We start from the raw sequence: 26,426 nt of genomic DNA on the forward strand, positions 1-26,426 counted from the left end.
CTGAGTGGTTAGAATTTTTGCATGAAGACACCCACACGCCTTGGCCTTGTATTGCTGCTTGCTGTGGCCTTGGGCGATGCCGCTTTGCGCGTGTCATCGCCATCCGGTGTGATGCCTGTGGCGGTGGTTCCCCATGCCGCCACCGAACTTCAAGCCTGCGCCGACTACCGTGTGGTGCGCGAAGGCCTTCTCCCGATGCCCGAAGGGGTGCCTGCGGCACATGCCAGCAGTTTGGTCGCGTTTCCCGAAACACACCCGTTGCACGCGCAAAAAGCATTGGCTGCTTTTTGGTTTGCTGGTACCCGCGAGAGCGGTGCCGATGTGCAAATTGCGTCGTCTACTTTTGACCCAGCGCGTCAGGCTTGGGACGCGCCGCAGTGGGTGGTGAACCGTCACACCGTGGGCAAGGACTTGGGCATTCAAATTCGCCGCATTGGCAACCCCGTGGCTTGGGCTGATGCACGAGGCCGCTTGCACTTGTTTGTGGTGGCCACGGGCTTGGGTGGCTGGGCCGCCTCGCGCGTGGTGCATTTGACCGAGCAGGCGCCCATGCAGTTCAAGGTGGTGCGCACCTTGCCGCTCACGGCCCTGGTGCCCGCGTTCAACACCAGCACGCTGGTGCGTACGGTGCCCCTGCCTTTGCGCGATGGCGGTGCGGTGTTGCCTTTGTATTTTGAAATTGGCATCAAGTACGGCGTGGCCGTGCGTTTGAGTCCTGAGGGGGAGATGCAAAGCATCACCCGCATCACCCAACGCCGCGATGTGTTGCAGCCCACGTTTGTGGCGCATTCGCCCACGCATTGGTCGGCCTTCATGCGTGACTACAGCCCCACCGAAATGGTGGCCCATTCTGAAACCTTGGATGCCGGCGCGCATTGGCAAGACGTGGGCAATTTGTCGTTGTCAAACCCTGGCGCATCTATTGCCGCTTTGCGTCTGTCGTCGGGCGGTTTGATGCTGGCGCACAACCCTGCGGGCCGTGGCCGTGAGGTGTTGTTGCTCAGCATGTCGGCCAATCAGCCGCTGTCGTGGACCACGCGCACCTTGATTGACGGTGTGAAAGCAGACGAATACTCATACCCCACGTTGGTTGAAGTGGCGCAAGGATCGACGCTTCAAGGCCTCCCGCCTGATGTGTGGTTGAGCTACACCCACATGCGCAAGGCCATTGCCTTCAAGCAGCTGCGTTCCAATTGTTCGCCCCGCCTCGCAAGGAGCCAACCATGAGCTGGACCGACATGACCCACGCCGTGCTGCCGCAAGCGGTGTTTTTGCCCTTGTGGGTGAAGTTGTCTTGGGCGTTGGTGGCCTCTGCCGTGGTGCTGCGTTTGACGTATGCCTGCAAGCCCACGCTCTGGCCTGCGGCTGTGGTGGCTGTGGTCATGCTGTTGCCACGTACGGATGTGCTGTCGGGCTATTTGGCCTTGGCATTTCAAACGCCCAGCTTGGTGCTGGTGGCGTGGGCTTTGTGGTGTTGGGCAGATGTGCTTCAGCTGCGTGGGCCGGTGGTTACTACGCCCCTGCCCGTGGCGCTGCTTGGCGTGCTGTTGGGCTGGGCTTTGGTGTTGGACACCTTGAATTATTGGCCCACGTTTTTTAACCCGCAGCTGTACGCGTTGGGGTTTGAGGCGGCAGGCTTATGGTGCGTGTTGGCCACCGCTGCTGCTGTACTGCTGTGGACCGAGGTGCCACGACGCTGGGTCTTGAGTGTCGTGGTTGTGCTGGCCGTCTATGTGTTGCTGCGCCTGCCTACTGGCAACGTGTGGGACGCTGTGCTGGACCCCTTTGTTTGGCTGGCCTTGCATGTGCAGCTGTGGCGCACTTGGCGTGCGTCACGTGCGGTTTAAGGCTTTTTCACCAACAGGTATTCACGCCAAAACATCACACGCTCTGGTGTTTGCAAACTCTTGAGGTTGATTTCACCTGCAGGGTGGCGGCCACGCAGTCCAATGCGTTGCGCCAAAATTTGGCAATTGGCTTTTTCGCAATCTGGCGCCGCATCATTCCAGTAGCGGTGTACCACCACCGCATCAAAGTTTTTCAGGCGTTGGGCGATGTCTGCGTCTTCATTGGGCTCATGGTCCATGTAGGGCGTGATCTTGCCCAAGCCGGGAATCAAAAAGCGCCAACGCTCAAAGTCACCATTGAAGTTGCTGGGCGTCGCGAGCTTTGCGCTCTGCACTTGGGCAACCACCTCGGCAGAGTAGGTGTTGGCGGCTGTGTGCAACGGCGCACTGAGCATGCCAAACCATGCGAACAAGCTGAGAACCAAGCCAAACAGCCAAATCCAACTGGCTTGCAACGTGGGCGCGCTTGCGCGTGAGAACAAGGTGCCAAACAAGCGCAGCAAGGCCAGCACCTGCAAAGCCAGAATCAGCAACAGACCCAAGCGTCCCCACAGTGGGTAGAGGTCAATGCGCCAACCGGCCCACAAGAACAGGCCCAAGAAACCCAGCCCCAGCAAACTGAACACGGTACCCAAACCCATGGCCGTGCGCTGCGCCCACTGCGGCAAGCGCCACAGCCAGATGGCGCACAACACGCTCATCACGGGCATGAGGGGGATCAGGTAACGTGCCGAACGCTGGCTGGGCACCATGAAGAACACGCTCAGCAATAACACATAGATCCACAGCACCGCTTGCGGTTGCACCACGCCGCTCAAGCGTGCGCGCCAAGCGGGGCGCATTTGGAACAGGCCCCATATTGCCACCCCCATGATGAGTGGCCCAAGCATGGCGCCGTTTTGCAACAAGCCTAGAGCCTGTACCCAAACGCTAAAGCCGCCGACAAAGGCCGTGCGTAAATAGCTGGGGCCGCCAGCACTGACTTTGCCCCAGTTCTCACCCACCACAAACTCGCGCCACACGCCCATGGGGTCGGGGTCGACCACAAACCACAAGGCAAACAAGCCCAATGCAAATGCGGTGCTCAGCGCCACGCGCAAAAACCATGCACGCCAAGCCGTGTGGTTGAGCCAGCACAGACTGACGAACAGCGTGGCCGCCAGCGGGGCAATCAGCACAAACGATTTGTACAAAGCCACCATGCCCCAGCTGAGGCCTGCCACAGCAAACAGGCTGAGCGAAGGTTTGAAGTTGTCGCCTTGCCCGCCTTGGCTGCGCGCGCGCAGCACTTGGCACAGCAGCCACCAAAACGGCAGGTTCATCCAGAAGGTTTCAATCGCGCTGGTCAGGTAGGGGCGGCCGTAGCGGTAGGTACTGAAGCAGCCCAAGAAAATCAAGCCCGCCATCAAGCCCAAGGTGTTGGCGTTGAGCACTTTAGGGAACGGGGTTGGTTCGGTTTTGTGGCGCAGCCAGTCGGTCGCCAAGGCACGTGCCGCCCACACCACCAAGGCGGTGTTGGCCACGGTGTAGAGCAAGCTGGGGGTACGCAGCCACAGCAATTTCCACTCAAGGCCCAGCCACGGCACGACCATGGCTTGCCAAAACAGCAGCGGGGGCTTGGTGTTGCGCATGTGGTCGAGTTCAGAGGCGAGTGGCAGCCACGCGCCGGTGGCGTGCGCTTGCAGCCAAGTTTTGAACGCAATGTGGGTGTAGACCAACTCGTCGCCGTTGCGCGGGATGTTTTCACCGCCCAGGTCAAACATATAAACCAACACGGCCAGCACCAACAAGCCGAGCGTGATGCTTTGGTAGCGCTGGGTGCGTTCGTCGTCCGACACTTCGCGTGGGTTACCTTTGAAGGTCCACCAGTCGTTGGCAAAGTAGTTGATGACACTGGCCAGCACAATGGCCAGCACGTTGCCCAGCAAGTAATGCACATGTTGGGCGAGCCACAGTGTCAAGATGTATTGCACGCTGGTGCCCAGCCACGAGGCTAATCCGTAACGCACAAACTGCGTGCCGATGCCGCCATGAAACTCGGCGTGGCGGTCACGCCATGTCCACAAACGGTTCCATGCAAAGTTGTTGACCGTAGCCAGAAAAATAGCGATGGCCAACGAGGCATATAAGCGCTGCTCGCCCGAGGTGATGGACGCCAATAAAAACTCTTGGCACACATACAACACCGCCAAATTCACCACCGTGCCGCTGGCCCCAACCAAGCCAAATTTGATGTAGCGCCAACGCGTCAATAAGGTTTGCGCGAAGGAGGTGTTGGGCTCGGCGGAGGTGTGTGTGGTCATTTAGATGAGCTGCAATTTGTGCAACACCAGTTTTTCGACCTCAGCCACGGTGATGACTTTGAGGCACTGGTTGTCACCGTCACAAAAGCTGTCACGGTGGTTATAGGCGGTCAAGCAAGGCGAGCAGGCCATGCCCGATTCGAGCACGGTGGCACGCTCGCTGATGGGGCCATACAAGCGGCCCGTTTCTGGGCCGAAGAAGGCAATCACATCAATGGGTGTGAGGCTGGCGAAATGGCCAGGCCCGCCATCGTTGGTGACCAACAACTCGGCGTTGTGAAACAACATCAGCAACTCACGCAGGTTGCGCGTGTAGCCCGTGAGGCCAATGCACAGGGGGTGGTTGACGGCGTGCAGCACGCGTTGGGCTTGAGGGGTGTCTTCGGGCAGGCCAATCACGCCCACGGCACAGCCGTTGGCGATCAGCGTTTTGGCCAGTGCGATGTAGCTGTCTTCGGGCCACGCGCGGATGGGCAAAGCGCCGCCGCTCACGTACAACAGCACGCGTTTGGAATTGCCCATGAAGCTGGCGAAGTCGGCGTTCAAACGGTCTTGAAAGCCTTGCAACTCAGCCGCGTCCACCGGCAGCTGCGGCAGGCTGTGTTGAATGGTTGGCAATACAAAACGGGTGAGCGGGCGTGTGGTGGTGTCGTGCAACTGAGCCGATGTCCACTGCAAAGCGGCTTCCATCACCTTGGCCAAGCCGACAAACTGCAAGCTGATGTGTTGGTAGGTGTTGTAGGGCACAGGCGCGTTGATGAAGCTGCCGCGGTACAAGCCTTCTTGTGTGTGTGCCGTGAAGCCCACGCGCACACGGGCGCCGCAAGCGTAGCTCAACAAGGCGCTGATGCGCGAGAACAGCTCACAGTCCATCACGCCGTCGAGTTGCAAGGCGCGCAAGTTGCGCGTGGTGTGCCACAGGTCGTGCAGCAAGGTGCTGAGTGACGAGTCGTCCAGCGAGTGCAAATTGGCTTCGGGCACAAAGCCCAGCAAGCGCATCACGCCTTGGTTTTTCTTGAGTTGCAACACATGCAGGTCGGCACCTGGGTGCTTGGCTTTGAGGGTTTCAAACATGGCTTTGGCCAACACCACCGAACCCATTTCGGACAACAAAATCACCAAAATTCGCGGCGTGGCATTGCGATGCTGACGTGCATGGGGGGCCAGCAGCGCCAGGAGTTTGGACCAGCCAGAGAGCAGGGCGCACAACGCTTGGCCTACCCAGCGATCGATTGCGCGTTGTGTCGAAATTTTCATAGTGCTGAAATTATCCCATTCCCCTAACGGTGCCTTGGCGCAGCTCATACGCCTGATAATTCAGTTTATGAACCAACTCGACGCCCTCAAGCAATTCACCACCGTCGTGGCTGACACTGGCGACTTCAAGCAACTCGCTCAGTTCCAACCGCAAGACGCCACCACCAACCCATCGCTGATTTTGAAAGCGGTGCAAAAACCAGAATACCTACCTTTGCTCAAAGACACCGTGGCCGCCCACGGCAACGAGCCCATGGACGCGCAAATTGACCGCTTGCTGGTGCGCTTTGGTTGCGAAATTTTGGCCACCATTCCCGGCCGCGTGTCCACCGAAGTGGATGCTCGCTTGAGCTTTGACACGGCAGCGACTGTGGCCCGTGCCAAACGCATCATGGCTTTGTACGAAGCGCAAGGCGTGAAGCGCGAGCGCGTGCTCATCAAAATCGCGTCCACGTGGGAGGGCATTCAAGCCGCTGCCGAGTTGGAGCGCGAAGGCATTCGCACCAACCTGACCCTGCTGTTTTCATTCGCCCAAGCTGTGGCGTGTGGTGATGCCAAGGTGCAACTCATTTCCCCGTTTGTGGGCCGCATTTACGACTGGTACAAAAAGTCGGCGGGAACTGCGTGGGTCGAGGCCGACAACGCCAATGCCAACGACCCCGGCGTGAAGTCGGTGCGCGCCATTTACAACCACTACAAACGCCACGGCATCAAGACCGAGGTGATGGGTGCGAGCTTTCGCAACGTGGGCCAAATCACGGCCTTGGCGGGCTGCGATTTGTTGACCATCGCGCCTGAGTTGCTGGCGCAGTTGGGTGCATCCAATGAGCCGTTGGTGCAAGCTTTGAGCGCGTCAGCTGCGATGCAACTGGACTTGCCAGAGGTGCATCACACAGAAGCCTCGTTCCGCTTCGCCATGAACGAAGACGCGATGGCCACCGAGAAATTGGCTGAAGGCATTCGCGCTTTCTGTGTGGATGCGGTGAAGCTTGAAGCATTGATGCACTAAGTCGCTGAGTACAGACGAAAAAAAGCCCCGCGTTGCGGGGCTTTTTTTATTGGGTTTGTCAGTCTGCAAAAAATGCATCACGACGCAGCATGAGGTGCCAAACCAAGGCGCAAGGGCGTAGACAGTGGCATCGCCACGGCAAGCCCTTGCAACGCCGGTGTGGCGCCTCAGGCAAGGAGCAATTACATGCCCATGCCGCCCATACCACCCATACCGCCCATGCCACCCATGTCAGGCATGCCGCCGCCGGCTTCGTCTTTTGGAGCTTCTGACACCATGCACTCAGTGGTCAACATCAAAGAGGCCACAGACGCTGCGTTTTGCAAAGCAGTGCGTGTCACTTTGGTGGGGTCCAAGATACCCATTTCGATCATGTCGCCGTAGGTGTCGTTGGCAGCGTTGAAGCCGTAGTTGCCTTTGCCAGCCAACACAGCGTTCACCACCACAGATGGTTCGCCACCCGCGTTGTAAACGATTTCGCGCAATGGGGCTTCGATGGCTTTCAACACCAGTTTGATACCGGCGTCTTGGTCAGCGTTGTCACCTTTGATGGTGCCAGCGGTTTGACGTGCGCGCAGCAATGCCACGCCGCCGCCAGCCACGATGCCTTCTTCCACAGCAGCGCGCGTGGCGTGCAGGGCGTCTTCCACGCGGGCTTTCTTTTCTTTCATTTCGACTTCGGTGGCAGCGCCAACCTTGATCACGGCAACACCGCCAGCCAACTTGGCCACGCGCTCTTGCAGCTTCTCGCGGTCGTAGTCAGAAGTCGCTTCTTCGATTTGCACGCGCACTTGTTTGACGCGGGCTTCGATGTCAGCAGCTGCACCAGCGCCGTCGATGATGATGGTGTTTTCTTTGCCCACTTCGATGCGCTTGGCTTGGCCAAGGTCAGCCAAAGTCACTTTTTCGAGGGTCAAGCCAACTTCTTCGGCAATCACTTTGCCGCCGGTCAAGATAGCGATGTCTTCCAACATGGCTTTGCGACGATCGCCAAAGCCTGGAGCCTTCACAGCCACAACCTTCAAGATGCCACGGATGGTGTTGACCACCAAAGTTGCCAAGGCTTCGCCTTCAACTTCTTCAGCAATGATCAACAAAGGACGGCCAGCTTTTGCAACGGCTTCCAGTGTGGGCAACAAGTCGCGGATGTTGCTGATCTTCTTGTCGAACAACAACACGAAGGGGTTGTCCAACAAAGCAGCTTGCTTCTCTGGGCTGTTGATGAAGTAAGGAGACAGGTAGCCGCGGTCGAATTGCATGCCTTCCACAACGTCGAGTTCGTTGTTCAAAGACTTGCCGTCTTCCACAGTGATCACGCCTTCTTTGCCCACTTTTTCCATGGCGTTGGCGATGATTTCACCAATGCTGTAGTCGCTGTTGGCAGAGATAGAACCGACTTGCGCGATTTCTTTGGTGGTTGTGGTGGCCTTGGTGGCTTTCTTCAACTCTTCGATCAAAGCTGCAACAGCTTTGTCGATGCCGCGCTTCAAGTCCATGGGGTTCATGCCAGCGGCAACGTACTTCATGCCTTCGCGCACGATGGCTTGAGCCAACACGGTGGCGGTAGTCGTACCGTCGCCAGCGTTGTCAGACGTCTTGGAAGCAACTTCCTTGACCATCTGAGCGCCCATGTTTTGCAACTTGTCTTTGAGTTCGATTTCCTTGGCCACAGACACGCCGTCTTTGGTCACGGTAGGGGCGCCGAACGAGCGCTCCAACACCACGTTACGACCCTTAGGGCCCAAAGTCACTTTGACCGCGTTGGCCAAAATGTTCACGCCTTCAACCATGCGTGCGCGGGCTTCGCCGCCGAAAATTACGTCTTTTGCTGCCATTTTGATATTTCCTTAAATTTCTGAATTCGTGAACTTATTCGACAACGGCGAACAGGTCTTCTTCTTTCATGACCAACAGTTCGTCGCCAGCCACCTTGACGGTTTGGCCGCTGTATTTGCCGAACAACACGCGGTCGCCGACTTTCACTGTCAGAGCTTTGGTCTCGCCTTTGTCATTGGTCTTGCCTGGGCCGACGGCCACAACTTCACCTTGATCAGGCTTTTCAGCAGCTGAATCAGGGATGACGATGCCAGAGGCGGTTTTGGTTTCGCTTTCGATACGTTTAACGATCACGCGGTCGCCGAGAGGACGAAGTTTCATTGCATCTCCAAATAGGAACTAAGGGTTTGAAAGCAAAGCGCCCAGACACGCTGGACGCCGATTAAGCCACTGGCGGGGCGCTGTTAGCACTCCCTGCCATTGAGTGCTAATTTTAGGCCATCTTGATGAATTTCAAGAGGTCAGCCGCGCATAAGACGCGTTGTTTTGAGTTGTCGATGAAGTATTTGTAGTTAACCATGTTGAATTTGTTGCTTTGTACGCTAGGCCCGATATGCTTTTGCGACGAGGTCATGGATGAAATTCACACGCATCACCCTTTCAATTTGCTGCGCATTGCTGTTGTCTGTGTCTGCCATGGCACAAGGGTTCAGCGTCAGCAGTTCAGCGCCGTCCCAGGTCGCGCACTTCAAGCCCGAACAAATTCGCGCGTTTGCACAAAAGGTCGAGCGCACGCTGGCTGACACGGGCGCGCGCGTTGCCATCATTGCCAGGATGGGGCGGCCGGCTTCTGAGCTGCCAGAAGGCATGCACTTCACGCATGTGGCGTTTGCCGTTCGTGGTGAGAAGTCGGTGGGCTATGCCATCCAAAACTTGTACCAGCTCGACGATCACCCCGATGTGAGCGCCCTTGTGCAAGATGTGCCTGTTGAGTTTTTCAAAGGCGTGGTCACGCTGGAGTCTGGCTTGATCATTCCTTCACCCGTGTTGCAAGACAAATTACTCAAGGTGATTGCCTCGCCGACTTACCAGCAGTTGCATCAGCGCGACTATTCGGTCATTGCCAACCCCTACACCCTGGGGCGGCAAAACTGCACGGAGTTTGTGTTGGATGTGCTGAATGCGGCGATCTACCAAACCAGTGACATTCAGGCGATCAAAGCCTACGAAAAAGCCCATTTCGTCGCGCAACCTGTGCATGTGAACGCATTCAAGCTCATGCTGGGGGCTATGTTGGATGCGGAAGTGTCGCTGTCGGACCACCGCGGTCTGCCCGTGACCGCCACTTTCGAGCGCCTTGCCGACTACCTACAAACGTACGACACGGGCGCGGTGGTCAAAAGGGTCTATTCGGACTGATGCATCAGCCCAATAAAAAAAGCGCCCTGAGGGGCGCTTTTTTTATTCGCTGCGGCTTTGTGCGCAGCGAATGTCAGCCATGACTCGGTAATCGGTCAAGGCGCTGTCCCACATGCGGGCTTCGCGGTCAGCTTTGAACCAGGCCACGAGTTGACGTTTGCAGTATTTGCCGAAAACCACCAAACACATCAAGACGGCAGCCCACAACACGACCCAAGCGCCCAGCTCTTGGCCTTCTTGCGATGCGTCAACGATGTCATAGATCGAAGCGATGAGGCTCAAGGCGCCAAACATCAACAACACCGCGGCGTAAGTGCTTTCTTGCTGGAGACGTTGAACAACGTTTTTAGCTGATGCGTAAGCGCGCTCAAAGCGGGTGACGCCGGGGTGGCTGGTGGTGTAGCTGATGTTGACGAACGTGGTCATGGAAATCCTTAAATGTCTCAGTCAGACTGAAGTAAGGTTGAAGTATAGGGTTAACCCTAAATCCTTGCAAGTCTCTGGAAATCATGTGCATCTGCGTGGGGAACGATGTCTATCTACCTATCATTTGTTAATAAAATATTACAAAAATAGTTTTAAACTTCTTTTTGTAAATATAAATAACTCATATTTAATTTACTTGCCTGTTCGTGACAGGCAATTTTATGAACTCTGGCGCATTGCCAAATATTGAAATTGAAGGATATTTATGAAAACGATCAGCCGCTTGTTGGCTTCTCTCGTCTTGGTGGCTACGGCCGGTGTGGCTAGCGCCCAAGGTAAAGCCCCAGCACATACTGACTACTATGCAGAAGCCGGTTTGCTGGGTTTGCGACTCAAGGGTGACCAAGGTAGCGATACGCCTAAGTTGGGTCGTTTCATCGTGGGTAAAGAAATTAACCGTACGTTGTCAGTCGAAGGCATGGCCGCACTGACCTTGAAGAAGGCAGATGGCACATCTGCTGACGTTCTGGGTGTGTTTGTGAAGCCCAAAATGGCACTTGCAAAAGATGTGGATGGCTTCATTCGCGTTGGCGCTGCTACAACGAGTGCTAACGGCAATGGTGAACAAGGCTTGATGACGCGTATGGCTTATGGTTTTGGTGTCGAAACACAATTGACTAAAGATATTTACGGTCAAGTGGATTACATGCAATATGCAAAAAGCGGCAGCGAATCTGTACGCGGTTTCACGTTGTCTGTTGGCACACGCTTCTAATCTAAGCGAACGCCCAATAAAAACGCCTTGCAGTGCAAGGCGTTTTTTTATGTCTGATGCAAAGTTTAAAGTGTCAAGGCAACTCTAAATTTTCTGCTGGCGCTGTCGCATCACGAGGCCCCACTAGACCCAATCTTGCCTTGAGGGATTGGGGCTGACCCGTGATGAGTGCGGCGTAGTTGGTGGTGTTGGACAGCACTTTTTTGACGTAGTCGCGGGTTTCATTGAAGGGTACGTTTTCAGCCCAGATGGCGCCTTCCAGGACAGGGCCTGTGCCGTCGTTAGGCGCACGCCAACGGCGTGAGCGGCTGGGGCCGGCGTTGTACGCGCCGGCAGCCAACGGCATGGAGCCCTCAAAGCTGTCTAGCACCAGTTTCAAGTACCCGGTGCCGATGGCGATGTTGGTGTCACGGTCGGTGATTTGGTCTGGTGTGAAGCTGGTCAAACCAATTTTGCGAGCGGTCCATTTGGCGGTGGCGGGCATGACTTGCATGAGGCCCGAGGCCCCCACGCCCGAGCGGGCATCCGTGACGAAGCGGCTTTCTTGGCGAATCAGGCCGTACACATACGCAGGGTCGAGGTTGATGGTTTTGGCGCGTGCCACCACGGCGTCTTTGTGCGGCATGGGGAAGCGTTGCTCAAAGTCCATGACCTGACGCGTGCGCTCGCTGGTGTTGATGCAGCGGTCCCACACTTGGTTGTCGCAGGCGAGTTGCGCAGCGGCCAGCAGCTCGCGGTCGCTCATCAAGCCAGCTTTGCCCTCGGCGTTGACGAGGTTGGTGGCGTAGTTCCACTCGCGCACTCCTTCAGAGCGCAGGCCCATGCCAATGGCGTAGAGCGCACGTTGTAACGATGGGTTGCGTTTAGCGACTTCCATTTCTTCGGCAGTGGGCGCCGGTGGGCGTGCAGGTGCAGTCACTTTGCGGCCCAGCTCTTCGAGGGCGAGCTGTTCGTAAAAACCGCGCACACCAGCAATGCCCTCGAGCATGGCATTGGCTTCTTGTTGAATTGGCTGGGTTACTTTTTTGCGTGCCAGAAGCGCACGTGCGTGCCAGTAAATCCAAGTGGGGTCTTTGCGTGCATCGGCGCTCATGGCATTGATGGCGTTTTCGACCACGGGCCACTTGGGCGTGTTGCCAGCGCGCAAAGCAGCGCGCACTTTCCAGCCCAGCATGTCGTCATTCAAGTCTTTGTCATGCGCCACGCGTGCGAAATGGGTCAAAGCGTCGTCATCTAAGCGCATGGCGGATTGACGGCCAATCACGCCCCACACCCAGTGACGTTCTTCCGTGGTGAGGTAGGGCTGCCATTTGTTGCGCATCAGCTTGTCGGCTTTGTCAGGGTCAGTCGTGGCAATTTTGACAAGCGCCATGACCACCAATTCTTGGCGTACCTTTTGTGGCGCGGCAATGTGTTTGGCCAAGAATTTCTCAGCGTTGTTGATGGCATCGGGCACCACGTTGGCGGCATCTGGGGCCACGATTTGCACGGCGTTGCGCGCGGTGCGGGGACGGTTGTGTTCCACCATCAAGCGGGCTTTGCGCCAAATGTCGAGGGCCGTGAATTGTTTGGTGAAGAACAAGCGGTCCGCAGCCAGGGTGCAGCCGTCGTCGGCTTCGCGCATGCCCATCCAGTTTTTGCGCACCTCATCAGCAATGGACGCGCCGGCTTGTGGGCCTTTTTCCAGCAGCTCAATGGTCAAGAAATAGCAGCGCAGTTCGCGGTCATCACGCATGCGGTAGTGTGGGTGCTCGTCGCTGAGGGTGGTCCAGTCACGGCGTTGCCCCAAAAGCAGCAGCCAGTCGTTGCGCAGACGGTCTTCTTGGTAAGTGGCGGGGTAGCGGTTGAAGAAGGCGCGGACTTCCTGAGACGACGCTTCGTCCAGACGGGCTTTCAGTTCCCAATAAGCTGCCCAAGGTTCGAGCGTATGGCCTTTCGCTTGTGGCAGCAGCGCGGTCAAGCGTTTGCGGTCGCCTCGCTTGAAGGCTTGAGCCATGTCGGTGATGACGGCATCTGCCTGTGCGTTGCTGCCAGAAGGCGCCGCAAAGCTGGGTTGAACGGTGGCCAACGTCACGAAAACGCTGGCAAACAATGACACAATGACTCGAAACTTCATGCCCTGATTATCTGTGGACAAAAAAACCTTGCGCCAGCAGCTCATTGAAGAGCGTTTGAACTTGCCCGACCGGCTGGCTCGGGCCGACATGTTGCAACGCGTGATGCGCATTTGGCTGTTTGATCGCCCTGACACGGTGATCGGTGCTTACTGGCCCATCAAAGGCGAGTTTGACCCGCTGCCCGTGCTGCACCGCTGGAAAGAAGACGGCGAGTTGCTGGACGAGCCACAGCGCCGACGCATCGGCTTGCCCGTGGTGGACAAGGCGCACAAAACACTGACCTTTCACGCCTGGTACCCCGGCTGCCCGATGGAAGAAGATGCCTACGGCATTCCCAAACCCAAAGACACTGAAGTGGTGGTGCCCACCTTGTTGTTTGTGCCTTGTGTGGGTTATGGCCCTGGTGGTTTTCGTTTGGGCTATGGCGGTGGCTTTTATGACCGCACGTTGGCGACTCTGCAACCCAAGCCGTTCACAGCGGGCTTGGGCTTTACCCACGGCTTTTTGCCTGACCTGATGCCTGAACCACATGACATGCCCCTGGATGCCCTGCTCAATGACAACGGGGTGGTTTGGCCAATGAGCTAAACCCCGCTTGGGGCTGTGGTGCTTATTTTTGCGCCATCAACGTTTTGAAGTCTTGCTCGTAGCCGCGTAGGGCTTCCAGCATGCGTTGGCGCTGCGTGGGGGTTGTGCTGTTGTGCAGCTTGGCAAAGCCTGCACAGTTTTCATTCCACAGTTCAAGGTTGTAGGCGCGGTAGCGTTCATTGGGGGAGTTGAAGCTTCGGTCAACCAAACCTCGCAGCCAGCTTTGCGCTTGTTCTTGTTTGCTCGGTGCGTTGCCTTCTTGTGCAATGCGTTGCAAAGTTTGCAGCGTGTCGGCTTGGCGGCGCTCACGCTCGGCGTAGCTGAACGCTGGGTCAAAGATAGAGCTGCTCAGCCATTGCTGCAGTGTTTCGCGCTGTGATTTTTCCAAGCGACCATAAAAATCTTCGAGGCGATTGCTCGCTTGTTTGGTGCGATAGCGCAGACGATCTTCGGCATTGGGGTCAAGCCAATCTTCTTTCCAAGTTTTGTTGGTCTTGTCAAAACGTTTGCGCACGCTACGCAGTTGGTCTGCGTTGAGCTGACTGGAGAGTTGGGCTGATGCGGGCTCCATGTGGCGCAGCACGCGAATAAAACTGCCCTTCATGTCCTCTGTTACTGCACACACTTGCGCAGGCGTGATGTCATTGAGCGCCATCGCTTGCATGCGCTTGAGCAAGGCCACATATTCGGGCAACTGCTGTTGCCGATGCCAGCGCTGCAGCTCGGTCAGCGCGTCGCGCGTGAGTTGCTTTTGGCCGTCTTGTAAATCAGCGTAGCTGTCGAGCCACCAGTAAACCAAGTCATCGCTGTTGTTGTAGACCACTTTGATGGTGCTGCAACCGCTCAACCCCACGAGTGCGGCAAGCGCTAACCAGACAGAGGCATGGCGGATAATTCTGCGCAAGATAAGGATGAATGACATGAAGGCTTTGGATGTGGTGATCATGGCTGCCGGCAAGGGCACCCGAATGAAGAGCAGTATGCCTAAGGTTTTGCACCGACTCGCCGGTAAGGCTTTGGTGCAGCATGTGATTGACACCGCGCGCAGCTTGAAGGCGCGCCACACCATCGTCATCACCGGACACGGGGCCGACCAAGTCGAACCCGCTTTGCTGTCGGCCAATCCCAACGACAAGCTGCAGTTCGCCCGCCAAATGCCTCAGCTCGGCACAGGCCACGCAGTGCAGCAAACCGTGCCCTTGTTGACTGATGACGCCGTGGTGGTGGTGCTCTCTGGTGATGTGCCCTTGACGCAAGCCGACACCTTGCAGGCATTGATCGACCTGTGTGATGGCAAGCAACTCGCGCTCCTCACCATCGACTTTGCTGATCCAACAGGCTACGGCCGCATCGTGCGTAACCCTGCGGGCCAAGTGCATGCCATCGTCGAGCACAAAGATGCTAATGATGAACAGCGCGCCATCCAAGAGGTGTACAGCGGCATCATGGCTGTGCCCGCCAAGTTGCTCAAGCCTTGGCTGGCACGCTTGGACAACAACAACGCCCAACAAGAGTTTTATTTGACTGACGTCGTCAAGTTTGCCGAGGCCGATGGGGTGCCTGTGGTGGCTCACAAAATCAAAGACGTGGCGCAAGTCGCGGGCGTCAACAGCCCTACACAGTTGGCCGAGTTGGAGCGCACGTTTCAGCTGCGCCAGGCGCAAGCGTTCATGGCCGACGGCGTGCGCATCATCGATCCCGCGCGCTTTGATGTGCGCGGCACATTGACCTGCGCACAAGACGTGGAGATTGATGTGAACTGCATCTTTCAAGGCCACGTGTCGCTCGGCCAAGGCGTGAAGATTGGCGCGAACTGCGTGATTGCCAACTGCACCATTGAAGCCGGCGCGGTGATTCACCCCTTCACCCACATCGACGGCGAGAAGCTGGGCGTGACCGTGGGCGAGGGCGCATTGATTGGCCCCTTCGCCCGCTTGCGCCCTGGTGCGCAACTGGCGGCTGAGGTGCACATTGGCAATTTTGTGGAAGTGAAGAACTCCACCATGGCCAAGGGCGCAAAAGCCAACCACTTGGCTTACTTGGGCGACGCCACGGTGGGCGAGCGCGTCAATTACGGCGCAGGCAGCATCACGGCCAACTACGACGGCGCCAACAAGCACCGCACCGTCATCGAAGCCGATGTGCATGTGGGCAGCAACTGCGTGTTGGTGGCCCCCGTCACCATCGGCGCAGGCGGCACGGTGGGCGGCGGCTCGACGATCACCAAGAGCACCGAGCCCGGAGCGTTGAGCGTGGCGCGTGGCAAGCAGGTGAGCATTGCCAACTACAAGCGGCCTGAGAAAAAGGCGAAGGCTTAAAACGACAAAGGCAGCTTAGGCTGCCTTTTTTATGGCTCGCAGTTTTGCTTGCCATTCGTGACACGGGCGCGTGGCGTTTTAAGGTTTGCGCAGCACAGGCCAAGTGCTGGTGAACTTCGCCCGTTTGGTCGCAAAAAACGCTTTCACGTTGCGCACGTTCGCATCTTGCGTCAACAGGCGCTGCGTGATGGCGAGGTAGTCGGGCATGTCCGCGGCTTGCACCACCAGCACAAAGTCTGGCCCGGGCGACACGCGCCAACATTGCTGCACGGCGTCGTCTGCCACGGCGCGTTGCTCAAACGCGTCCAAATGCTCAGCACCTTGTGCGTCTAGCGTGACTTCCACCAAAGAGGTCAGGCCGTGGCCCAAGGCTGCGCCCAATTTGTCGGCGTTAAGCACGGCCACTTGGCGCTCAATCCAGCCCTCATCGGTCAACCGTTTGACGCGGCGCAGGCAGGTGGGCGGCGAGATTTTGAAGCGTTCGGCCAAGGCCACATTGCTGAGCGTGGCGTCGCGCTGCAAGGCGTCGAGCAGCTTCAAATCGGTTTCGTCTAGAAATTCTTGTTTCATAAATTTGATTTAATTGAAATTAAATTCCAAATTAAGTAATTGATGGAATTTTCGTTCAAATAATTAAAAAAATACAGAAGAAATTTCTTTTGAGGGCGCCTACGATTCGGGCAACCCAATTTAGGAGTGCTCTTTATGTGTGGCATCGTCGGCGCCGTTTCTACCCGCAACATCGTTCCCATCCTCGTGCAAGGTTTGCAGCGACTGGAATACCGTGGCTATGACTCTTGCGGCGTGGCGGTGCATTCGGCCAGTTTGGGAGCCAAACAGGGCGGCTTGCAGCGTGCGCGCAGCACGGCACGCGTGTCTGAGCTGATGGATCAAGTCAAGGCCGACCACATCGAAGGCGGCATTGGCATTGCGCACACACGCTGGGCCACGCACGGTGCGCCTGCGGTGCACAACGCGCATCCGCACTTCAGCCATGGCACGGGTGCTGGCGCGGGTGTGTACACAGCCGATGTGCCAAACAAAGTGGGCCGCGTGGCCTTGGTGCACAACGGCATCATCGAAAACCACGACGAGCTGCGCGCTGCATTGCAAGCCAAGGGCTACGAGTTTTTGAGCCAAACCGACACCGAGGTCATTGCCCACTTGGTGGACAGCCTCTACAACGGCGATCTGTTTGAAGCGGTCAAAGCCGCCATCGTGCAGTTGCACGGCGCATACGCGATTGCCGTGTTTCACAAAGACGAACCGCACCGCGTCATTGGCGCACGCGCTGGCTCGCCACTCATTTTGGGCGTGGGCAAAGAGCACAGCGAAACTTTCTTAGCCAGCGATGCCATGGCTTTGGCCGGGGTGACCGATCAAATCGTGTACCTTGAAGAGGGCGACGTGGTGGACATTCAAATCGGCAAATACTGGGTGCAAGACCGCCACCACAAAGCCGTCACACGCGAAGTCAAAACCGTGCAAGCGCACAGCGGCGCAGCCGAGTTGGGGCCTTACCGCCACTACATGCAAAAAGAAATCTTCGAGCAGCCGCGCGCCATTGCCGACACGCTCGAAGGCATTGAGGGCATCACGCCCGAGTTGTTTGGCGACGGCGCGTACTCGGTGTTCAAAGCCATCGACAACGTGCTCATCCTCGCCTGCGGCACCAGCTATTACAGCGGCTGCGTAGCCAAATATTGGATTGAGGCGATTGCCAAAATTCCTTGCCAAGTGGAAATTGCCAGCGAGTACCGCTACCGCGAATCCGTGCCCAATCCCAACAGCTTGGTGGTCACCATCAGCCAGTCGGGCGAGACGGCTGACACCTTGGCCGCGCTGCGCCACGCGCAAGGTTTGGGCATGGACAAAACTCTCACCATTTGCAACGTGTCCACCAGCGCCATGGTGCGCGAGTGCAAGTTGGCCTACGTCACCCGCGCAGGCGCAGAGATTGGCGTGGCATCGACCAAAGCCTTCACCACGCAGCTGGCAGGTTTGTTCTTGCTCACCTTGGCCTTGGCGCAAACCAAAGGCCGTTTGAGCGACGAAGAAGAAGCCAAGCACATCAAAGACATGCGCCACTTGCCCGCTGCACTGCAAGCCGTGCTGGCGCTGGAGCCTCAGCTCATCGCATGGTCACAAGAATTCGCCAGCAAAGAAAACGCCTTGTTCTTGGGCCGTGGCACGCATTACCCCATCGCGCTGGAAGGCGCGTTGAAGCTCAAAGAAATCACCTACATCCACGCCGAGGCCTATGCCGCTGGCGAGTTGAAGCACGGCCCCTTGGCCTTGGTCACCAGCGCCATGCCCGTGGTGACAGTGGCCCCTAACGACACGCTGCTAGAGAAGCTCAAGAGCAACATGCAAGAAGTGCGCGCCCGTGGCGGCGTGCTGTACGTGCTGGCCGATGGCGACACCAAGATTGAAAGCAGCGAAGGCGTGAACGTCATCCGCATGCCCGAGCACTATGGCGTGCTCTCGCCCATCTTGCACGTGGTGCCGTTGCAGTTGTTGAGCTATCACACGGCGTGTGCGCGGGGTACGGATGTTGATAAACCTCGAAATTTAGCTAAGAGCGTAACTGTTGAGTGACCCTCGAATAGAAGTCCTCTCATCTCGCGTCCACGGCAAAGGCGTGTTCGCCCTGTGCGGGATGGCTGCGGGCGAAACGGTCATTGAGTATGTGGGTGAAATTATTTCCATGGCTGAAGCGCAGCGTCGCCATCCGCATGACCCTAGTAATCCCGAGCACACGTTTTACTTTCACATCGACGATGCGAGAGTGATTGACGGCTTGTACGGCGGCAATGCGTCGCGTTGGATCAACCATTCGTGTCGCCCCAATTGCGAACCCGTAGAAATCAAAGGCCGTATTTTCATCAAAACGCGTCGCCAAGTGTGGCGAGGCGAAGAGCTGACGTTCAACTATGGGCTGGTGAGCGATGAGCCCATGACCGACGCGCTCAAAGCCAAATACACCTGCCGCTGTGGGGCCAAGAGGTGCAAAGGCACAATGTTGGCTTGAATACGATTGAACTGAAATGACTGACCAGATGACAGACGCACTAGCGCAATGGAACAAGGCATGCAAGACCTTGGATGAAGAGTTTCAACTGAGTGCCGGTGAACTGCCGACGATAGAAACCGCCAAGGCGTTGTTCTTGCAGTTGGTGGGACGCCGTGAGATTACGCAAGAAGCGGCCAATGCGTTGATGTTTAGCTTGTATTTTTCGGGGTATCTCAGCATGTTGCTGGCGTTCAAGCAACAGTCGCCAAGCTTTGAGGTGCCTGACTATTTGCACACGCACCCCGTGCTTGAGGCTTCCAACCGGTGGGCTCAACAGGCGGTGGATGGTCATTTGTTGTTGCAGCTGGCGCAGCCAATCATTCGAGACACGCAGGATTTGTTGAATGCACTGAACTGAAGGCTTGCGTTATGGGAGGGGTACGCCAACCAGCGTATTGGATCTAACCTGACTTAGCTAGAAAATCCGTAAAACTTTTCATTGAGGCCAATGCAATGAGTGAGCAAAAAACCCAACTTTTAAACACAATTAAATTGTTGTACTCGCAGCTAGAGACTGCAAACATTGCACTGCTGCACAGCAAGAGTCATTTGGATGAACATCATGTGCGCAAGTTGGAGGGGCAAATGAATGAGCTCATCAACACCCTGATTGAATTAGATCAATGATGGCAATGCTGCAGCACGATGCAGTCGCTTAAGCACAAAGAGTGGGTAGGATAGCCACCATTTTTAAAATAATTCGGAGCTTTCCTTCATGACCCCAGCAGAACAAGAATTACGCACAGCCGCACTTGACTACCACCGCTCGCCCACCAAGGGCAAGATTCGCGTGGAGCCCACTCACCCGCTGGACAACCAGCACGACCTGAGCTTGGCCTATTCACCTGGCGTTGCGTACCCTTGTTTGGAGATTGAAAAAGACCCGCAGCTCTCTTATGAGTACACCAGCCGTGGCAACTTGGTGGGCGTCATCACCAACGGCACCGCCGTATTGGGCTTGGGTGACATCGGCGCGTTGGCCGGTAAGCCCGTGATGGAAGGCAAGGGTTGCTTGTTCAAAAAGTTCTCAGGCATTGACGTGTTTGACATCGAACTCGACGAACACGACGCTGACAAACTGGTGGATATCATCGCGGCCATGGAGCCCACCTTTGGTGGCATCAACCTCGAAGACATCAAAGCCCCCGAGTGTTTCTACATTGAGAAAAAGCTCAGCGAACGCATGAGCATTCCCGTGTTTCACGACGACCAACACGGCACCGCCATCATCTCGGCGGCAGCCATGTTGAACGGCTTGGAGTTGGCTGGCAAAGACATCACCCAAATCAAAGTGGCGGTGTCTGGCGCAGGCGCAGCGGCCTTGGCTTGTTTGGGCGTGTTTGTGGGCTTGGGCGTGAAGGCCGAGAACATTTTTGTGTGTGATTCCAAAGGCGTGATTTATGAAGGCCGCCCCGGTGGCTACGACGAATCCAAAGCCCGCTTTGCACAAAAAACAGATGCACGTACCTTGGCCGATGCGGTCAACGGTGCCGATGTGTTCTTGGGCTGCTCAGCCCCCGGCGTGTTGACGCAAGACATGGTCAAAACCATGGCCGACAAGCCACTCATCTTGGCCTTGGCCAACCCCGAGCCAGAAATTCGCCCTGAGTTGGCCAAAGCCGTGCGCCCTGATTGCATCATTGCCACAGGTCGCTCTGACTACCCCAACCAAGTGAACAACGTGTTGTGCTTCCCATACATCTTCCGTGGTGCCTTGGATTGCGGCGCGACCAAAATCACCGAAGCGATGAAGATTGCTTGTGTGCGCGAAATCGCAGACTTGGCCAAGTTGGAAGTGACCGCCGAAGTGCAAGCCGCTTATCCCGGTTTGGATTTGACGTTTGGCGTGGACAACATCATTCCTAAGCCATTCGACACACGCCTCATCCAGCGCATCGCGCCTGCCGTGGCACGTGCCGCTGAAGCCTCGGGTGTGGCCAAACGCCCCATCAAAGACTTTGACGCGTACGCCAAAACTTTGGCTGCTTGGATCAAGTAAAGCCTTGAGTCGGCTCAAGCTCACCCGCGACAAGATCTATAAAACGGTAGCGCGCCAATTGCATGGCGTGGTGCCGTGTTGGGTCTGCGGGGAGCACGTGGCGCATGCCGACGCCACGCTAGAGCACATTCAGCCACTCAGCGAAGGCGGCAACAGCCACCAAGAAAATTTGGCCATCAGCCATGACCGCTGCAACAACCAGCGTCACATCAAAGCCAAGGCCAAAGCTTAATTCTTGCTACATTCGAGGCATCCGCATGACGTCTCATCGAAAATCACACCCCGCGCTTTTGGGCATCAGTTTGTTGCTTATTGCCATGGCGTGCTTCGCCATTTTGGACACCACCACCAAGCGCGTGACCACGGTTGTGCCTGTGATGATGGCGATTTGGGCGCGTTACTTCTTCCAAGCCGTGCTCACCACGGCGGTGGTGTTGCCCCTCAAAGGCTTAGACGTACTCAAAACCAACAACCCACGCCAGCAGCTCACACGCGGTGTGTTGTTGACCGTGGTGACGGGTTTGGCTTTTTCGAGCTTGCGGTTTTTGCCCGTGGGCGAATTCACCGCGATTGTGATGACCGTGCCTTTGCTGGTCACCTTGTTGGCGGCACGCCTGTTGGGTGAGCATGTGTCGGCGCAACGTGTGTGGCTGGTGTGTGGCGGCTTTGTTGGCACGCTCATCATCGTGCGCCCTGGCACCGATGTGTTTGGTTGGCCGCTGCTCATTCCGCTGGCCTTGGTCATCGTGAACGCGGCGTTTCAGTTGCTCACCAGCAAGATGACGCGCACCGAAGACGCCATGACCACGCAGTTCTACACCACATGGGTGGGTACCGCACTCACCTCTGTGCCGCTGTTTTGGTTTTGGGTGCCCATCAGCGACACGCGGGTGTTGCTGGAGTTGGTGCTCATGGGCGTTGCCGGGTGCGTGGGACATTTCTTGCTCATCATGGCGTTTGAACGCTCACCCGCAGGCACTTTGATGCCGTACATGTATGCGCAAATTGGTTTTGCGATGCTGGGCGGTTGGTGGGTGTTTGACCATGTGCCCGATCATCTGTCCATGATGGGCATTGGCTTGATTGCACTTTGTGGCACCGCGGGCGGTTTGCTGACCGTCTATGAGCTGCGCCAAAAAACGCAGTCTTGAAGATCCTGGCGCTTCAGGGCTGTTGCGTGAGCTCGAGTTGTTGCACATCGAAGCCTTGCGCTTTCAAACGTTCGATCAGCCCGTCATAGGTCTTTGCAGGGACGCGCGGCGTGCGCGATAGCACCCACAGATACTCGCGTTTGGCATCGCTCACAGCGGCCAGTTGGTACTCGGCATCCAGGTCAATCACCCAATAGTCACCCCACACCTGTGGCAACCAGCTCAGCCATGCGGGGGCAAAACGCACTTGCAGTTTGGGCGACGTGGCTGGACCCACTTGTTTGGCCAAGCCCAATGCGTCGATGGTGTTGCCATCTGCTGTGGTGCAGCTGTTGAGCACTTGCACCGAGCCATCGGTTTGCGCCAGATAGTGCGCGCGCGTGTTGGCCAGGCACTTGCGCTGAAAACGGTTGGGAAATTTGGCAATCTCGTACCACGTGCCCATGTAACGCGGCACATCCAATGCGGCAATGGTGGTGACGGGAGGCAAGGCCGCAGGCGAGGGGGCTTGCAATTGCGCCGCCGCGTGGAGTGCGACACATGACAAACACAAAGCGAGCCAGCGAAATTGGAGCATCTTAGAAAACGACTTGCGCTTGTAGGGTGTGCAGCACGATCTCAGCGATTTGAATCACCAGCATCAGTGCGATGGGCGACAAGTCCACGCCGCCCATTTGCGGCAGGATGCGACGCATGGGGCGCAGCAGGGGCTCGACCAACTGGGCCAAGAAATAGCGCACATCCGAGGCGGCGCTGAACCATGACATCAGCGCATAGCCAATGACCATCCACATCAGGCTAGACAGAATGACGCTGAGCAGTTCAAAGCCCGCATGGGTCACCAAGGTCAGCCAATGGGCGGTCGCGCCTGCCACGATCCACAACAGCGAGTGCTTGGCCAGCAACACGGCATAGGCCGCGACCAAGCTGGCCGTGTCTAAGCGGCCAAGGGCCGGCACAAAGCGACGCACAGGCAGCACGATCCAGTTGGTGATGGTGAACACAAATGGTGCCAATGGGTTGCCGCCGCTGGACGACAAATTGATGCGCTGCAAATGCATGTACATGCGCAGCAGACACGTGCCAGCCACCAAGCCAACGGCGAAGTGCAGAATCAAAGAGAAAATTTGTAACAACATGGTTTGAGTTTATGTGGGCTCAGGCAAAATTTGAACCTTAATGAGAGATTGTTCAGTATGAAGCAAACCCCTGCCTTGCCCCGATTTATTTTTGCCAGCCGCTGGCTGCAGCTGCCTCTGTATTTGGGCCTCATCGCTGCGCAAGCGGTGTATGTGTTCCATTTCTGGGTGGAACTGGTGCATTTGATCGAAGCCGCGTTTGGCAGCCAAGCCGCGCTGGATGCCTTGGTGACCAGCATTGGTTACAAGAACGGCATGACGGTCACGCACCTGAGCGAGTCCATCACCATGCTGGTGGTTTTGGGTTTGATCGATGTGGTGATGATCTCCAACTTGCTCATCATGGTCATTGTGGGGGGCTACGAAACCTTTGTCTCGCGCATGTACCTTGAAAATCACCCCGATCAACCTGAGTGGCTCAGTCACGTGAACGCGTCGATTTTGAAGGTCAAGCTGGGTATGGCCATCATTGGCATTTCATCCATCCACTTGCTCAAGACCTTCATCAATGCGGCCAACTACGACGAGAAGGTGTTGATGTGGCAAACCATCATCCACATCACATTCTTGCTCAGTGCTTTGGCCATTGCGTTGACCGACAAAATTTCACACGCCCAAGCACCTTCACACTGAACCTAAGCCCATGCAAACACGTCACCCCATTCACCGCAACGCATTGGTTTTGTTCTCGGGCGGTCAAGACTCCACCACTTGCTTGGCTCATGCGCTGGCGCAATACGAGCGGGTGGAGACCTTGGCGTTTGACTATCGCCAACGCCATTTGGTCGAGCTAGAAGCGCGACTGCAAGTGCTGGCCCAAGTGCGTGCGCAGTTTCCTCAGTGGGCGAACAAGCTGGGTGAAGACCATTTGCTCGACCTGGGCGTATTGGGCCAGGTGAGCGAAACCTCGCTCACACGCGACATGGCGTTCAAGATGGAAGCGTCTGGCTTGCCCAACACCTTTGTGCCGGGCCGCAACCTGCTGTTCCTCACGCTCGCGGCTGCATTGGCCTATCGCCGTGATTTGGATGTCATCGTCACCGGTGTGTGCGAGACCGATTTCTCCGGCTATCCCGACTGCCGTGACGACACCATGAAGGCCATGCAAATTGCCTTGTCACTCGGCATGGACCGCCGCTTGTTGATCGAAACACCGTTGATGTGGATTGACAAAGCACAGACCTGGCAGCTGGCCTATGACCTGGGCCAAAAAGCACACGCCAATGGCGGTGATCAGTTGGTTGACCTCATCGTGGAGCACACGCACACCTGCTACATGGGCGACCGCACACACCGCCACGATTGGGGCTACGGTTGCGGCACCTGCCCTGCGTGCGATCTGCGCGCCAAGGGCTGGGAGCGCTGGAAGGCGTGATTTTTATGGCGTGGCCAGCACAAACTTGGCTGTGCTGCCTTCCGGTGCGGGCACAAACTGCCACACCGTGTCGTGATACGTGGCCACGCTTGGGCGGTGAGCGATAGACACCAAGCCGCCACCTTCTTCGCGCACCATGGTGAGCAGTTTTTCGTACAGCATTTTTTCACCGGCTTCATCCAAGGCGCTGGTGGCTTCGTCGGCAAACACCCAGCGTGGGCGCTTCAGCAGCACACGGGCCAAGGCCAAGCGTTGTTGTTCGCCACCTGAGAGCTGCTGTGTCCAGTGGCCTGCCACGTCCAGCTCATCTGCCAAGTGCGGCAGCAGGGCGTCGTACAGGGCGTTCTTCAAGGCTTCGTCGGTGTAGTGCTCGGCGATATCGGGATAGGCCAGTGCTTGGCGCAAGGTGCCTTCAGGGAAGTAGGGGCGTTGCGGCATGAATACGCTGCCTTGGGGCAACACCACGGGGCCATAGGTGATCGGCTCGCCGTGACGGTCATGTGTGGGCGAGCTGACATAGGGCCAAATGCCAGCCAACACGCGCAGCAGTGTGGACTTGCCACAGCCCGATGGGCCGCGAATCAACACCGTGTCGCCTGCTGCTGCGTTGAGCGAGGTGTCGGCCAACAACACGTCGCCATTGGGTAAAGAAATAGTGAGCGGGGTGGTGTGCAAGGCGTTGATGCCTGTGTGCGTGACGGCGGTTGCACCCGTGAACGACAGCGGTGCGGCTTCTGGTTCTGCCACCTCGTCTACCTGGATGGCCAGCATTTGGTCTTGAAAACTCGTCAAACGCAGGGTGGTGGCTTGCCATGATGCCAAGCGGCTGTAGTTGCTGATGAACCAACTGAGCGACTCTTGCACTTGGCCAAACGCAGAAGAGATTTGCATCAACTCACCCAGCTGAATGGCGCCGCTGAAATAGCGCGGCGAGGCCACCAACATGGGGAACACCACCGCCGCTTGGCCGTAGCCCGAGTTGAACCAGGTGTAGCGCTTTTGCACGCGCAACAAGCGCATGAAGTTGTCCAGCACTTGGGCGAAGCGCTCTTGCAGCGACAGGCGTTCCACACGGCCACCACGGTCGAGCGCAATGGCCTCGCTGTACTCGCGCACGCGCATCAGGTGGTGACGAAAGTCTGCTTCCAAACGTTGCTGTGCAAAGTTGAGCGATGCCATCGAGCGGCCAATCCAGTGGCCTATCAAGCTGCCTGCCAGCGCATAAGCCAACGCCATCCACACCATGAAGCCGGGCAGGTTATAGGTCTCGCCCCTCACCTCAAAACTAAAGCCGCCAGAAAGACCCCACAAGATGCCCACAAAGCTCAGCAGCGTGACCGTGGCGTCGAGCAAACCGAGCGACAAGCCCACCGTGTCAGCCGTGAATTGCTGCACGTCCTCTTGAATCCGTTGGTCGGGGTTGTCTGTGCCGTTCTTGCTTTGCAGTTCGAGTTGGTAGAACACATGGCCTTTGAGCCAACGTTGCAGGTAGTCGCGTGTCATCCACGCGCGCCAACGCATTTCGAGTAACTGCGTGAGGTAGAAGCGGTACACCGCCACGATGATGAAGCACGTGGCCAGCATGGCAAACACGCCGAGCTGCTTCCAAAACACCTCGGCATTGCGGTTTTGCAGCGCGTCGTAGAACACGCGGTTCCAGTCGTTGAGCAAGACCATCATGTAAACCATGCCCAGGTTCAAGCCCACGCAGGCGGCCAGCAGCAAGCGGGCGCGCCACTTTTCTTCCGACTTGAAATACGGCAGTGACAAAGCCCAAACTCGGCTGAGCTGTAAGCGGCTTTTTTGCCAATTCGTCGCCACGTTGTTGGCGACGCTTCTAAATGCGTTCATGTG

25 protein-coding genes and 1 pseudogene are annotated in these 26,426 nt (G+C 56.9%); 15 read left to right on the forward strand and 11 right to left on the reverse strand.

Going from position 1 to position 26,426, the window contains the following annotated elements; all coding sequences use genetic code 11:
• The first annotated feature begins 21 nt into the window (after positions 1 to 21).
• Together QMG15_RS01475 and QMG15_RS01480 are read left to right on the forward strand one after the other, a co-directional pair.
• Complete coding sequence (locus QMG15_RS01475) at positions 22 to 1,227, forward strand: sialidase family protein (protein WP_281789158.1); 1,206 nt, start codon at positions 22 to 24, stop codon at positions 1,225 to 1,227.
• A complete protein-coding gene (locus QMG15_RS01480; protein WP_281789159.1) occupies positions 1,224 to 1,847 on the forward strand; it encodes a hypothetical protein in 624 nt (207 codons plus the stop codon). The genes QMG15_RS01475 and QMG15_RS01480 overlap by 4 nt, the downstream gene beginning before the upstream one ends.
• Here QMG15_RS01480 and QMG15_RS01485 read toward each other — a convergent pair.
• Both QMG15_RS01485 and QMG15_RS01490 read right to left on the reverse strand, forming a co-directional pair.
• Positions 1,844 to 4,150, reverse strand: a complete 2,307-nt coding sequence (locus tag QMG15_RS01485) for a GtrA family protein (protein WP_281789160.1) — start codon at positions 4,148 to 4,150, stop codon at positions 1,844 to 1,846. The two genes, QMG15_RS01480 and QMG15_RS01485, sit on opposite strands and share 4 nt — an antisense overlap.
• A complete protein-coding gene (locus tag QMG15_RS01490; protein ID WP_281789161.1) occupies positions 4,151 to 5,407 on the reverse strand; it encodes a glycosyltransferase family 9 protein in 1,257 nt (418 codons plus the stop codon).
• A gap of 67 nt (positions 5,408 to 5,474) precedes the next feature.
• Here QMG15_RS01490 and tal point away from each other — a divergent pair, with 67 nt between their 5' ends.
• Positions 5,475 to 6,416: a transaldolase gene (tal, locus tag QMG15_RS01495; RefSeq protein ID WP_281789162.1), complete on the forward strand. Its 942-nt coding sequence runs from the start codon at positions 5,475 to 5,477 to the stop codon at positions 6,414 to 6,416.
• A gap of 182 nt (positions 6,417 to 6,598) precedes the next feature.
• Here tal and groL read toward each other — a convergent pair whose 3' ends face one another.
• Together groL and groES are read right to left on the reverse strand one after the other, a co-directional pair.
• On the reverse strand, positions 6,599 to 8,251 hold the full coding sequence (gene groL, locus QMG15_RS01500; protein ID WP_281789163.1) for a chaperonin GroEL: 1,653 nt from the start codon (positions 8,249 to 8,251) through the stop codon (positions 6,599 to 6,601).
• Positions 8,252 to 8,285: 34 nt separating this feature from the next.
• On the reverse strand, positions 8,286 to 8,573 hold the full coding sequence (gene groES / locus QMG15_RS01505; protein WP_281789164.1) for a co-chaperone GroES: 288 nt from the start codon (positions 8,571 to 8,573) through the stop codon (positions 8,286 to 8,288).
• A 255-nt stretch (positions 8,574 to 8,828) separates the two neighbouring features.
• Between groES and QMG15_RS01510 the strand changes: the two genes are divergently transcribed.
• Positions 8,829 to 9,611, forward strand: a complete 783-nt coding sequence (locus tag QMG15_RS01510; protein ID WP_281789165.1) for a DUF2145 domain-containing protein — start codon at positions 8,829 to 8,831, stop codon at positions 9,609 to 9,611.
• A 42-nt stretch (positions 9,612 to 9,653) separates the two neighbouring features.
• Here the strand turns inward: QMG15_RS01510 and QMG15_RS01515 are convergent, their stop codons facing one another.
• Positions 9,654 to 10,037: a hypothetical protein gene (locus QMG15_RS01515; RefSeq protein ID WP_281789166.1), complete on the reverse strand. Its 384-nt coding sequence runs from the start codon at positions 10,035 to 10,037 to the stop codon at positions 9,654 to 9,656.
• A gap of 265 nt (positions 10,038 to 10,302) precedes the next feature.
• On the opposite strand from QMG15_RS01515, the gene QMG15_RS01520 reads away from it, so the two are divergent.
• Positions 10,303 to 10,812 carry an outer membrane beta-barrel protein gene (locus QMG15_RS01520; RefSeq protein WP_281789167.1) on the forward strand — a complete coding sequence of 170 codons (510 nt, stop codon included), beginning with the start codon at positions 10,303 to 10,305 and terminating at the stop codon, positions 10,810 to 10,812.
• Between the two features lie 73 nt (positions 10,813 to 10,885).
• On the opposite strand, the gene QMG15_RS01525 is transcribed toward QMG15_RS01520, so the two are convergent.
• Positions 10,886 to 12,928 (reverse strand): lytic transglycosylase domain-containing protein, encoded by a 2,043-nt coding sequence (locus tag QMG15_RS01525; RefSeq protein WP_281789168.1) that lies wholly within the window; start codon positions 12,926 to 12,928, stop codon positions 10,886 to 10,888.
• A 13-nt stretch (positions 12,929 to 12,941) separates the two neighbouring features.
• Between QMG15_RS01525 and QMG15_RS01530 the strand changes: the two genes are divergently transcribed.
• Positions 12,942 to 13,517 carry a 5-formyltetrahydrofolate cyclo-ligase gene (locus QMG15_RS01530; RefSeq protein WP_281789169.1) on the forward strand — a complete coding sequence of 192 codons (576 nt, stop codon included), beginning with the start codon at positions 12,942 to 12,944 and terminating at the stop codon, positions 13,515 to 13,517.
• A gap of 22 nt (positions 13,518 to 13,539) precedes the next feature.
• On the opposite strand, the gene QMG15_RS01535 is transcribed toward QMG15_RS01530, so the two are convergent.
• Positions 13,540 to 14,439 carry a DUF6279 family lipoprotein gene (locus QMG15_RS01535; protein WP_281789170.1) on the reverse strand — a complete coding sequence of 300 codons (900 nt, stop codon included), beginning with the start codon at positions 14,437 to 14,439 and terminating at the stop codon, positions 13,540 to 13,542.
• On the opposite strand from QMG15_RS01535, the gene glmU reads away from it, so the two are divergent.
• Entirely contained in the window at positions 14,438 to 15,835 is a 1,398-nt protein-coding gene (glmU, locus tag QMG15_RS01540) for a bifunctional UDP-N-acetylglucosamine diphosphorylase/glucosamine-1-phosphate N-acetyltransferase GlmU (protein WP_281790054.1), read from the forward strand. The two genes, QMG15_RS01535 and glmU, sit on opposite strands and share 2 nt — an antisense overlap.
• A 78-nt stretch (positions 15,836 to 15,913) precedes the next feature.
• On the opposite strand, the gene QMG15_RS01545 is transcribed toward glmU, so the two are convergent.
• Positions 15,914 to 16,405, reverse strand: coding sequence for an Lrp/AsnC family transcriptional regulator (locus QMG15_RS01545; RefSeq protein WP_281789171.1), 492 nt, complete (start codon positions 16,403 to 16,405; stop codon positions 15,914 to 15,916).
• A gap of 135 nt (positions 16,406 to 16,540) precedes the next feature.
• Between QMG15_RS01545 and glmS the strand changes: the two genes are divergently transcribed.
• The 6 genes and pseudogenes from glmS (at position 16,541) to QMG15_RS01575 (ending at position 22,058) form a co-directional block, all read left to right on the forward strand.
• Positions 16,541 to 18,433, forward strand: coding sequence for a glutamine--fructose-6-phosphate transaminase (isomerizing) (gene glmS / locus QMG15_RS01550; protein ID WP_281789172.1), 1,893 nt, complete (start codon positions 16,541 to 16,543; stop codon positions 18,431 to 18,433).
• A gap of 61 nt (positions 18,434 to 18,494) precedes the next feature.
• On the forward strand, positions 18,495 to 18,866 hold the full coding sequence (locus tag QMG15_RS01555; RefSeq protein WP_281790055.1) for an SET domain-containing protein-lysine N-methyltransferase: 372 nt from the start codon (positions 18,495 to 18,497) through the stop codon (positions 18,864 to 18,866).
• A 28-nt stretch (positions 18,867 to 18,894) separates the two neighbouring features.
• Positions 18,895 to 19,266 (forward strand): hypothetical protein, encoded by a 372-nt coding sequence (locus QMG15_RS01560; protein WP_281789173.1) that lies wholly within the window; start codon positions 18,895 to 18,897, stop codon positions 19,264 to 19,266.
• Between the two features lie 357 nt (positions 19,267 to 19,623).
• Positions 19,624 to 20,901 (forward strand): annotated as a pseudogene (locus QMG15_RS01565) (malic enzyme-like NAD(P)-binding protein); the annotation flags it as partial.
• Positions 20,902 to 20,911: 10 nt separating this feature from the next.
• Positions 20,912 to 21,139 carry an HNH endonuclease signature motif containing protein gene (locus QMG15_RS01570; RefSeq protein WP_281789174.1) on the forward strand — a complete coding sequence of 76 codons (228 nt, stop codon included), beginning with the start codon at positions 20,912 to 20,914 and terminating at the stop codon, positions 21,137 to 21,139.
• Positions 21,140 to 21,164: 25 nt separating this feature from the next.
• Positions 21,165 to 22,058 carry a DMT family transporter gene (locus QMG15_RS01575; RefSeq protein ID WP_281789175.1) on the forward strand — a complete coding sequence of 298 codons (894 nt, stop codon included), beginning with the start codon at positions 21,165 to 21,167 and terminating at the stop codon, positions 22,056 to 22,058.
• 13 nt (positions 22,059 to 22,071) lie between these two features.
• On the opposite strand, the gene QMG15_RS01580 is transcribed toward QMG15_RS01575, so the two are convergent.
• Both QMG15_RS01580 and QMG15_RS01585 read right to left on the reverse strand, forming a co-directional pair.
• A complete protein-coding gene (locus QMG15_RS01580; RefSeq protein ID WP_281789176.1) occupies positions 22,072 to 22,635 on the reverse strand; it encodes a lipocalin family protein in 564 nt (187 codons plus the stop codon).
• 1 nt (position 22,636) lies between these two features.
• Positions 22,637 to 23,197 (reverse strand): YggT family protein, encoded by a 561-nt coding sequence (locus QMG15_RS01585; RefSeq protein ID WP_281789177.1) that lies wholly within the window; start codon positions 23,195 to 23,197, stop codon positions 22,637 to 22,639.
• A 57-nt stretch (positions 23,198 to 23,254) separates the two neighbouring features.
• Here QMG15_RS01585 and QMG15_RS01590 point away from each other — a divergent pair, with 57 nt between their 5' ends.
• On the forward strand, positions 23,255 to 23,830 hold the full coding sequence (locus QMG15_RS01590; protein ID WP_108359829.1) for a TIGR00645 family protein: 576 nt from the start codon (positions 23,255 to 23,257) through the stop codon (positions 23,828 to 23,830).
• A 28-nt stretch (positions 23,831 to 23,858) separates the two neighbouring features.
• Positions 23,859 to 24,572, forward strand: coding sequence for a 7-cyano-7-deazaguanine synthase QueC (queC, locus tag QMG15_RS01595; RefSeq protein WP_281790056.1), 714 nt, complete (start codon positions 23,859 to 23,861; stop codon positions 24,570 to 24,572).
• Positions 24,573 to 24,575: 3 nt separating this feature from the next.
• Here the strand turns inward: queC and QMG15_RS01600 are convergent, their stop codons facing one another.
• On the reverse strand, positions 24,576 to 26,423 hold the full coding sequence (locus QMG15_RS01600) for an ABC transporter ATP-binding protein/permease (protein ID WP_281789178.1): 1,848 nt from the start codon (positions 26,421 to 26,423) through the stop codon (positions 24,576 to 24,578).
• Positions 26,424 to 26,426: the final 3 nt, after the last annotated feature.

The sequence above is a fragment of the Limnohabitans sp. INBF002 genome (assembly GCF_027924905.1).
Classification (GTDB): Bacteria; Pseudomonadota; Gammaproteobacteria; order Burkholderiales; family Burkholderiaceae_C; genus Limnohabitans.

Excerpts from the sequence above, each read along its gene's own strand:
- QMG15_RS01475 (WP_281789158.1), top strand. The coding sequence starts at position 22 with ATGAAGACACCCACACGCCTTGGCCTTGTATTGCTGCTTGCTGTGGCC.
- QMG15_RS01480 (WP_281789159.1), top strand. The coding sequence starts at position 1,224 with ATGAGCTGGACCGACATGACCCACGCCGTGCTGCCGCAAGCGGTGTTT.
- QMG15_RS01485 (WP_281789160.1), bottom strand. The coding sequence starts at position 4,150 with ATGACCACACACACCTCCGCCGAGCCCAACACCTCCTTCGCGCAAACC.
- QMG15_RS01490 (WP_281789161.1), bottom strand. The coding sequence starts at position 5,407 with ATGAAAATTTCGACACAACGCGCAATCGATCGCTGGGTAGGCCAAGCG.
- tal (WP_281789162.1), top strand. The coding sequence starts at position 5,475 with ATGAACCAACTCGACGCCCTCAAGCAATTCACCACCGTCGTGGCTGAC.
- groL (WP_281789163.1), bottom strand. The coding sequence starts at position 8,251 with ATGGCAGCAAAAGACGTAATTTTCGGCGGCGAAGCCCGCGCACGCATG.
- groES (WP_281789164.1), bottom strand. The coding sequence starts at position 8,573 with ATGAAACTTCGTCCTCTCGGCGACCGCGTGATCGTTAAACGTATCGAA.
- QMG15_RS01510 (WP_281789165.1), top strand. The coding sequence starts at position 8,829 with ATGAAATTCACACGCATCACCCTTTCAATTTGCTGCGCATTGCTGTTG.
- QMG15_RS01515 (WP_281789166.1), bottom strand. The coding sequence starts at position 10,037 with ATGACCACGTTCGTCAACATCAGCTACACCACCAGCCACCCCGGCGTC.
- QMG15_RS01520 (WP_281789167.1), top strand. The coding sequence starts at position 10,303 with ATGAAAACGATCAGCCGCTTGTTGGCTTCTCTCGTCTTGGTGGCTACG.
- QMG15_RS01525 (WP_281789168.1), bottom strand. The coding sequence starts at position 12,928 with ATGAAGTTTCGAGTCATTGTGTCATTGTTTGCCAGCGTTTTCGTGACG.
- glmU (WP_281790054.1), top strand. The coding sequence starts at position 14,438 with ATGAAGGCTTTGGATGTGGTGATCATGGCTGCCGGCAAGGGCACCCGA.
- QMG15_RS01535 (WP_281789170.1), bottom strand. The coding sequence starts at position 14,439 with ATGTCATTCATCCTTATCTTGCGCAGAATTATCCGCCATGCCTCTGTC.
- QMG15_RS01545 (WP_281789171.1), bottom strand. The coding sequence starts at position 16,405 with ATGAAACAAGAATTTCTAGACGAAACCGATTTGAAGCTGCTCGACGCC.
- glmS (WP_281789172.1), top strand. The coding sequence starts at position 16,541 with ATGTGTGGCATCGTCGGCGCCGTTTCTACCCGCAACATCGTTCCCATC.
- QMG15_RS01555 (WP_281790055.1), top strand. The coding sequence starts at position 18,495 with ATGGCTGCGGGCGAAACGGTCATTGAGTATGTGGGTGAAATTATTTCC.
- QMG15_RS01560 (WP_281789173.1), top strand. The coding sequence starts at position 18,895 with ATGACAGACGCACTAGCGCAATGGAACAAGGCATGCAAGACCTTGGAT.
- QMG15_RS01575 (WP_281789175.1), top strand. The coding sequence starts at position 21,165 with ATGACGTCTCATCGAAAATCACACCCCGCGCTTTTGGGCATCAGTTTG.
- QMG15_RS01580 (WP_281789176.1), bottom strand. The coding sequence starts at position 22,635 with ATGCTCCAATTTCGCTGGCTCGCTTTGTGTTTGTCATGTGTCGCACTC.
- QMG15_RS01585 (WP_281789177.1), bottom strand. The coding sequence starts at position 23,197 with ATGTTGTTACAAATTTTCTCTTTGATTCTGCACTTCGCCGTTGGCTTG.
- QMG15_RS01590 (WP_108359829.1), top strand. The coding sequence starts at position 23,255 with ATGAAGCAAACCCCTGCCTTGCCCCGATTTATTTTTGCCAGCCGCTGG.
- QMG15_RS01600 (WP_281789178.1), bottom strand. The coding sequence starts at position 26,423 with ATGAACGCATTTAGAAGCGTCGCCAACAACGTGGCGACGAATTGGCAA.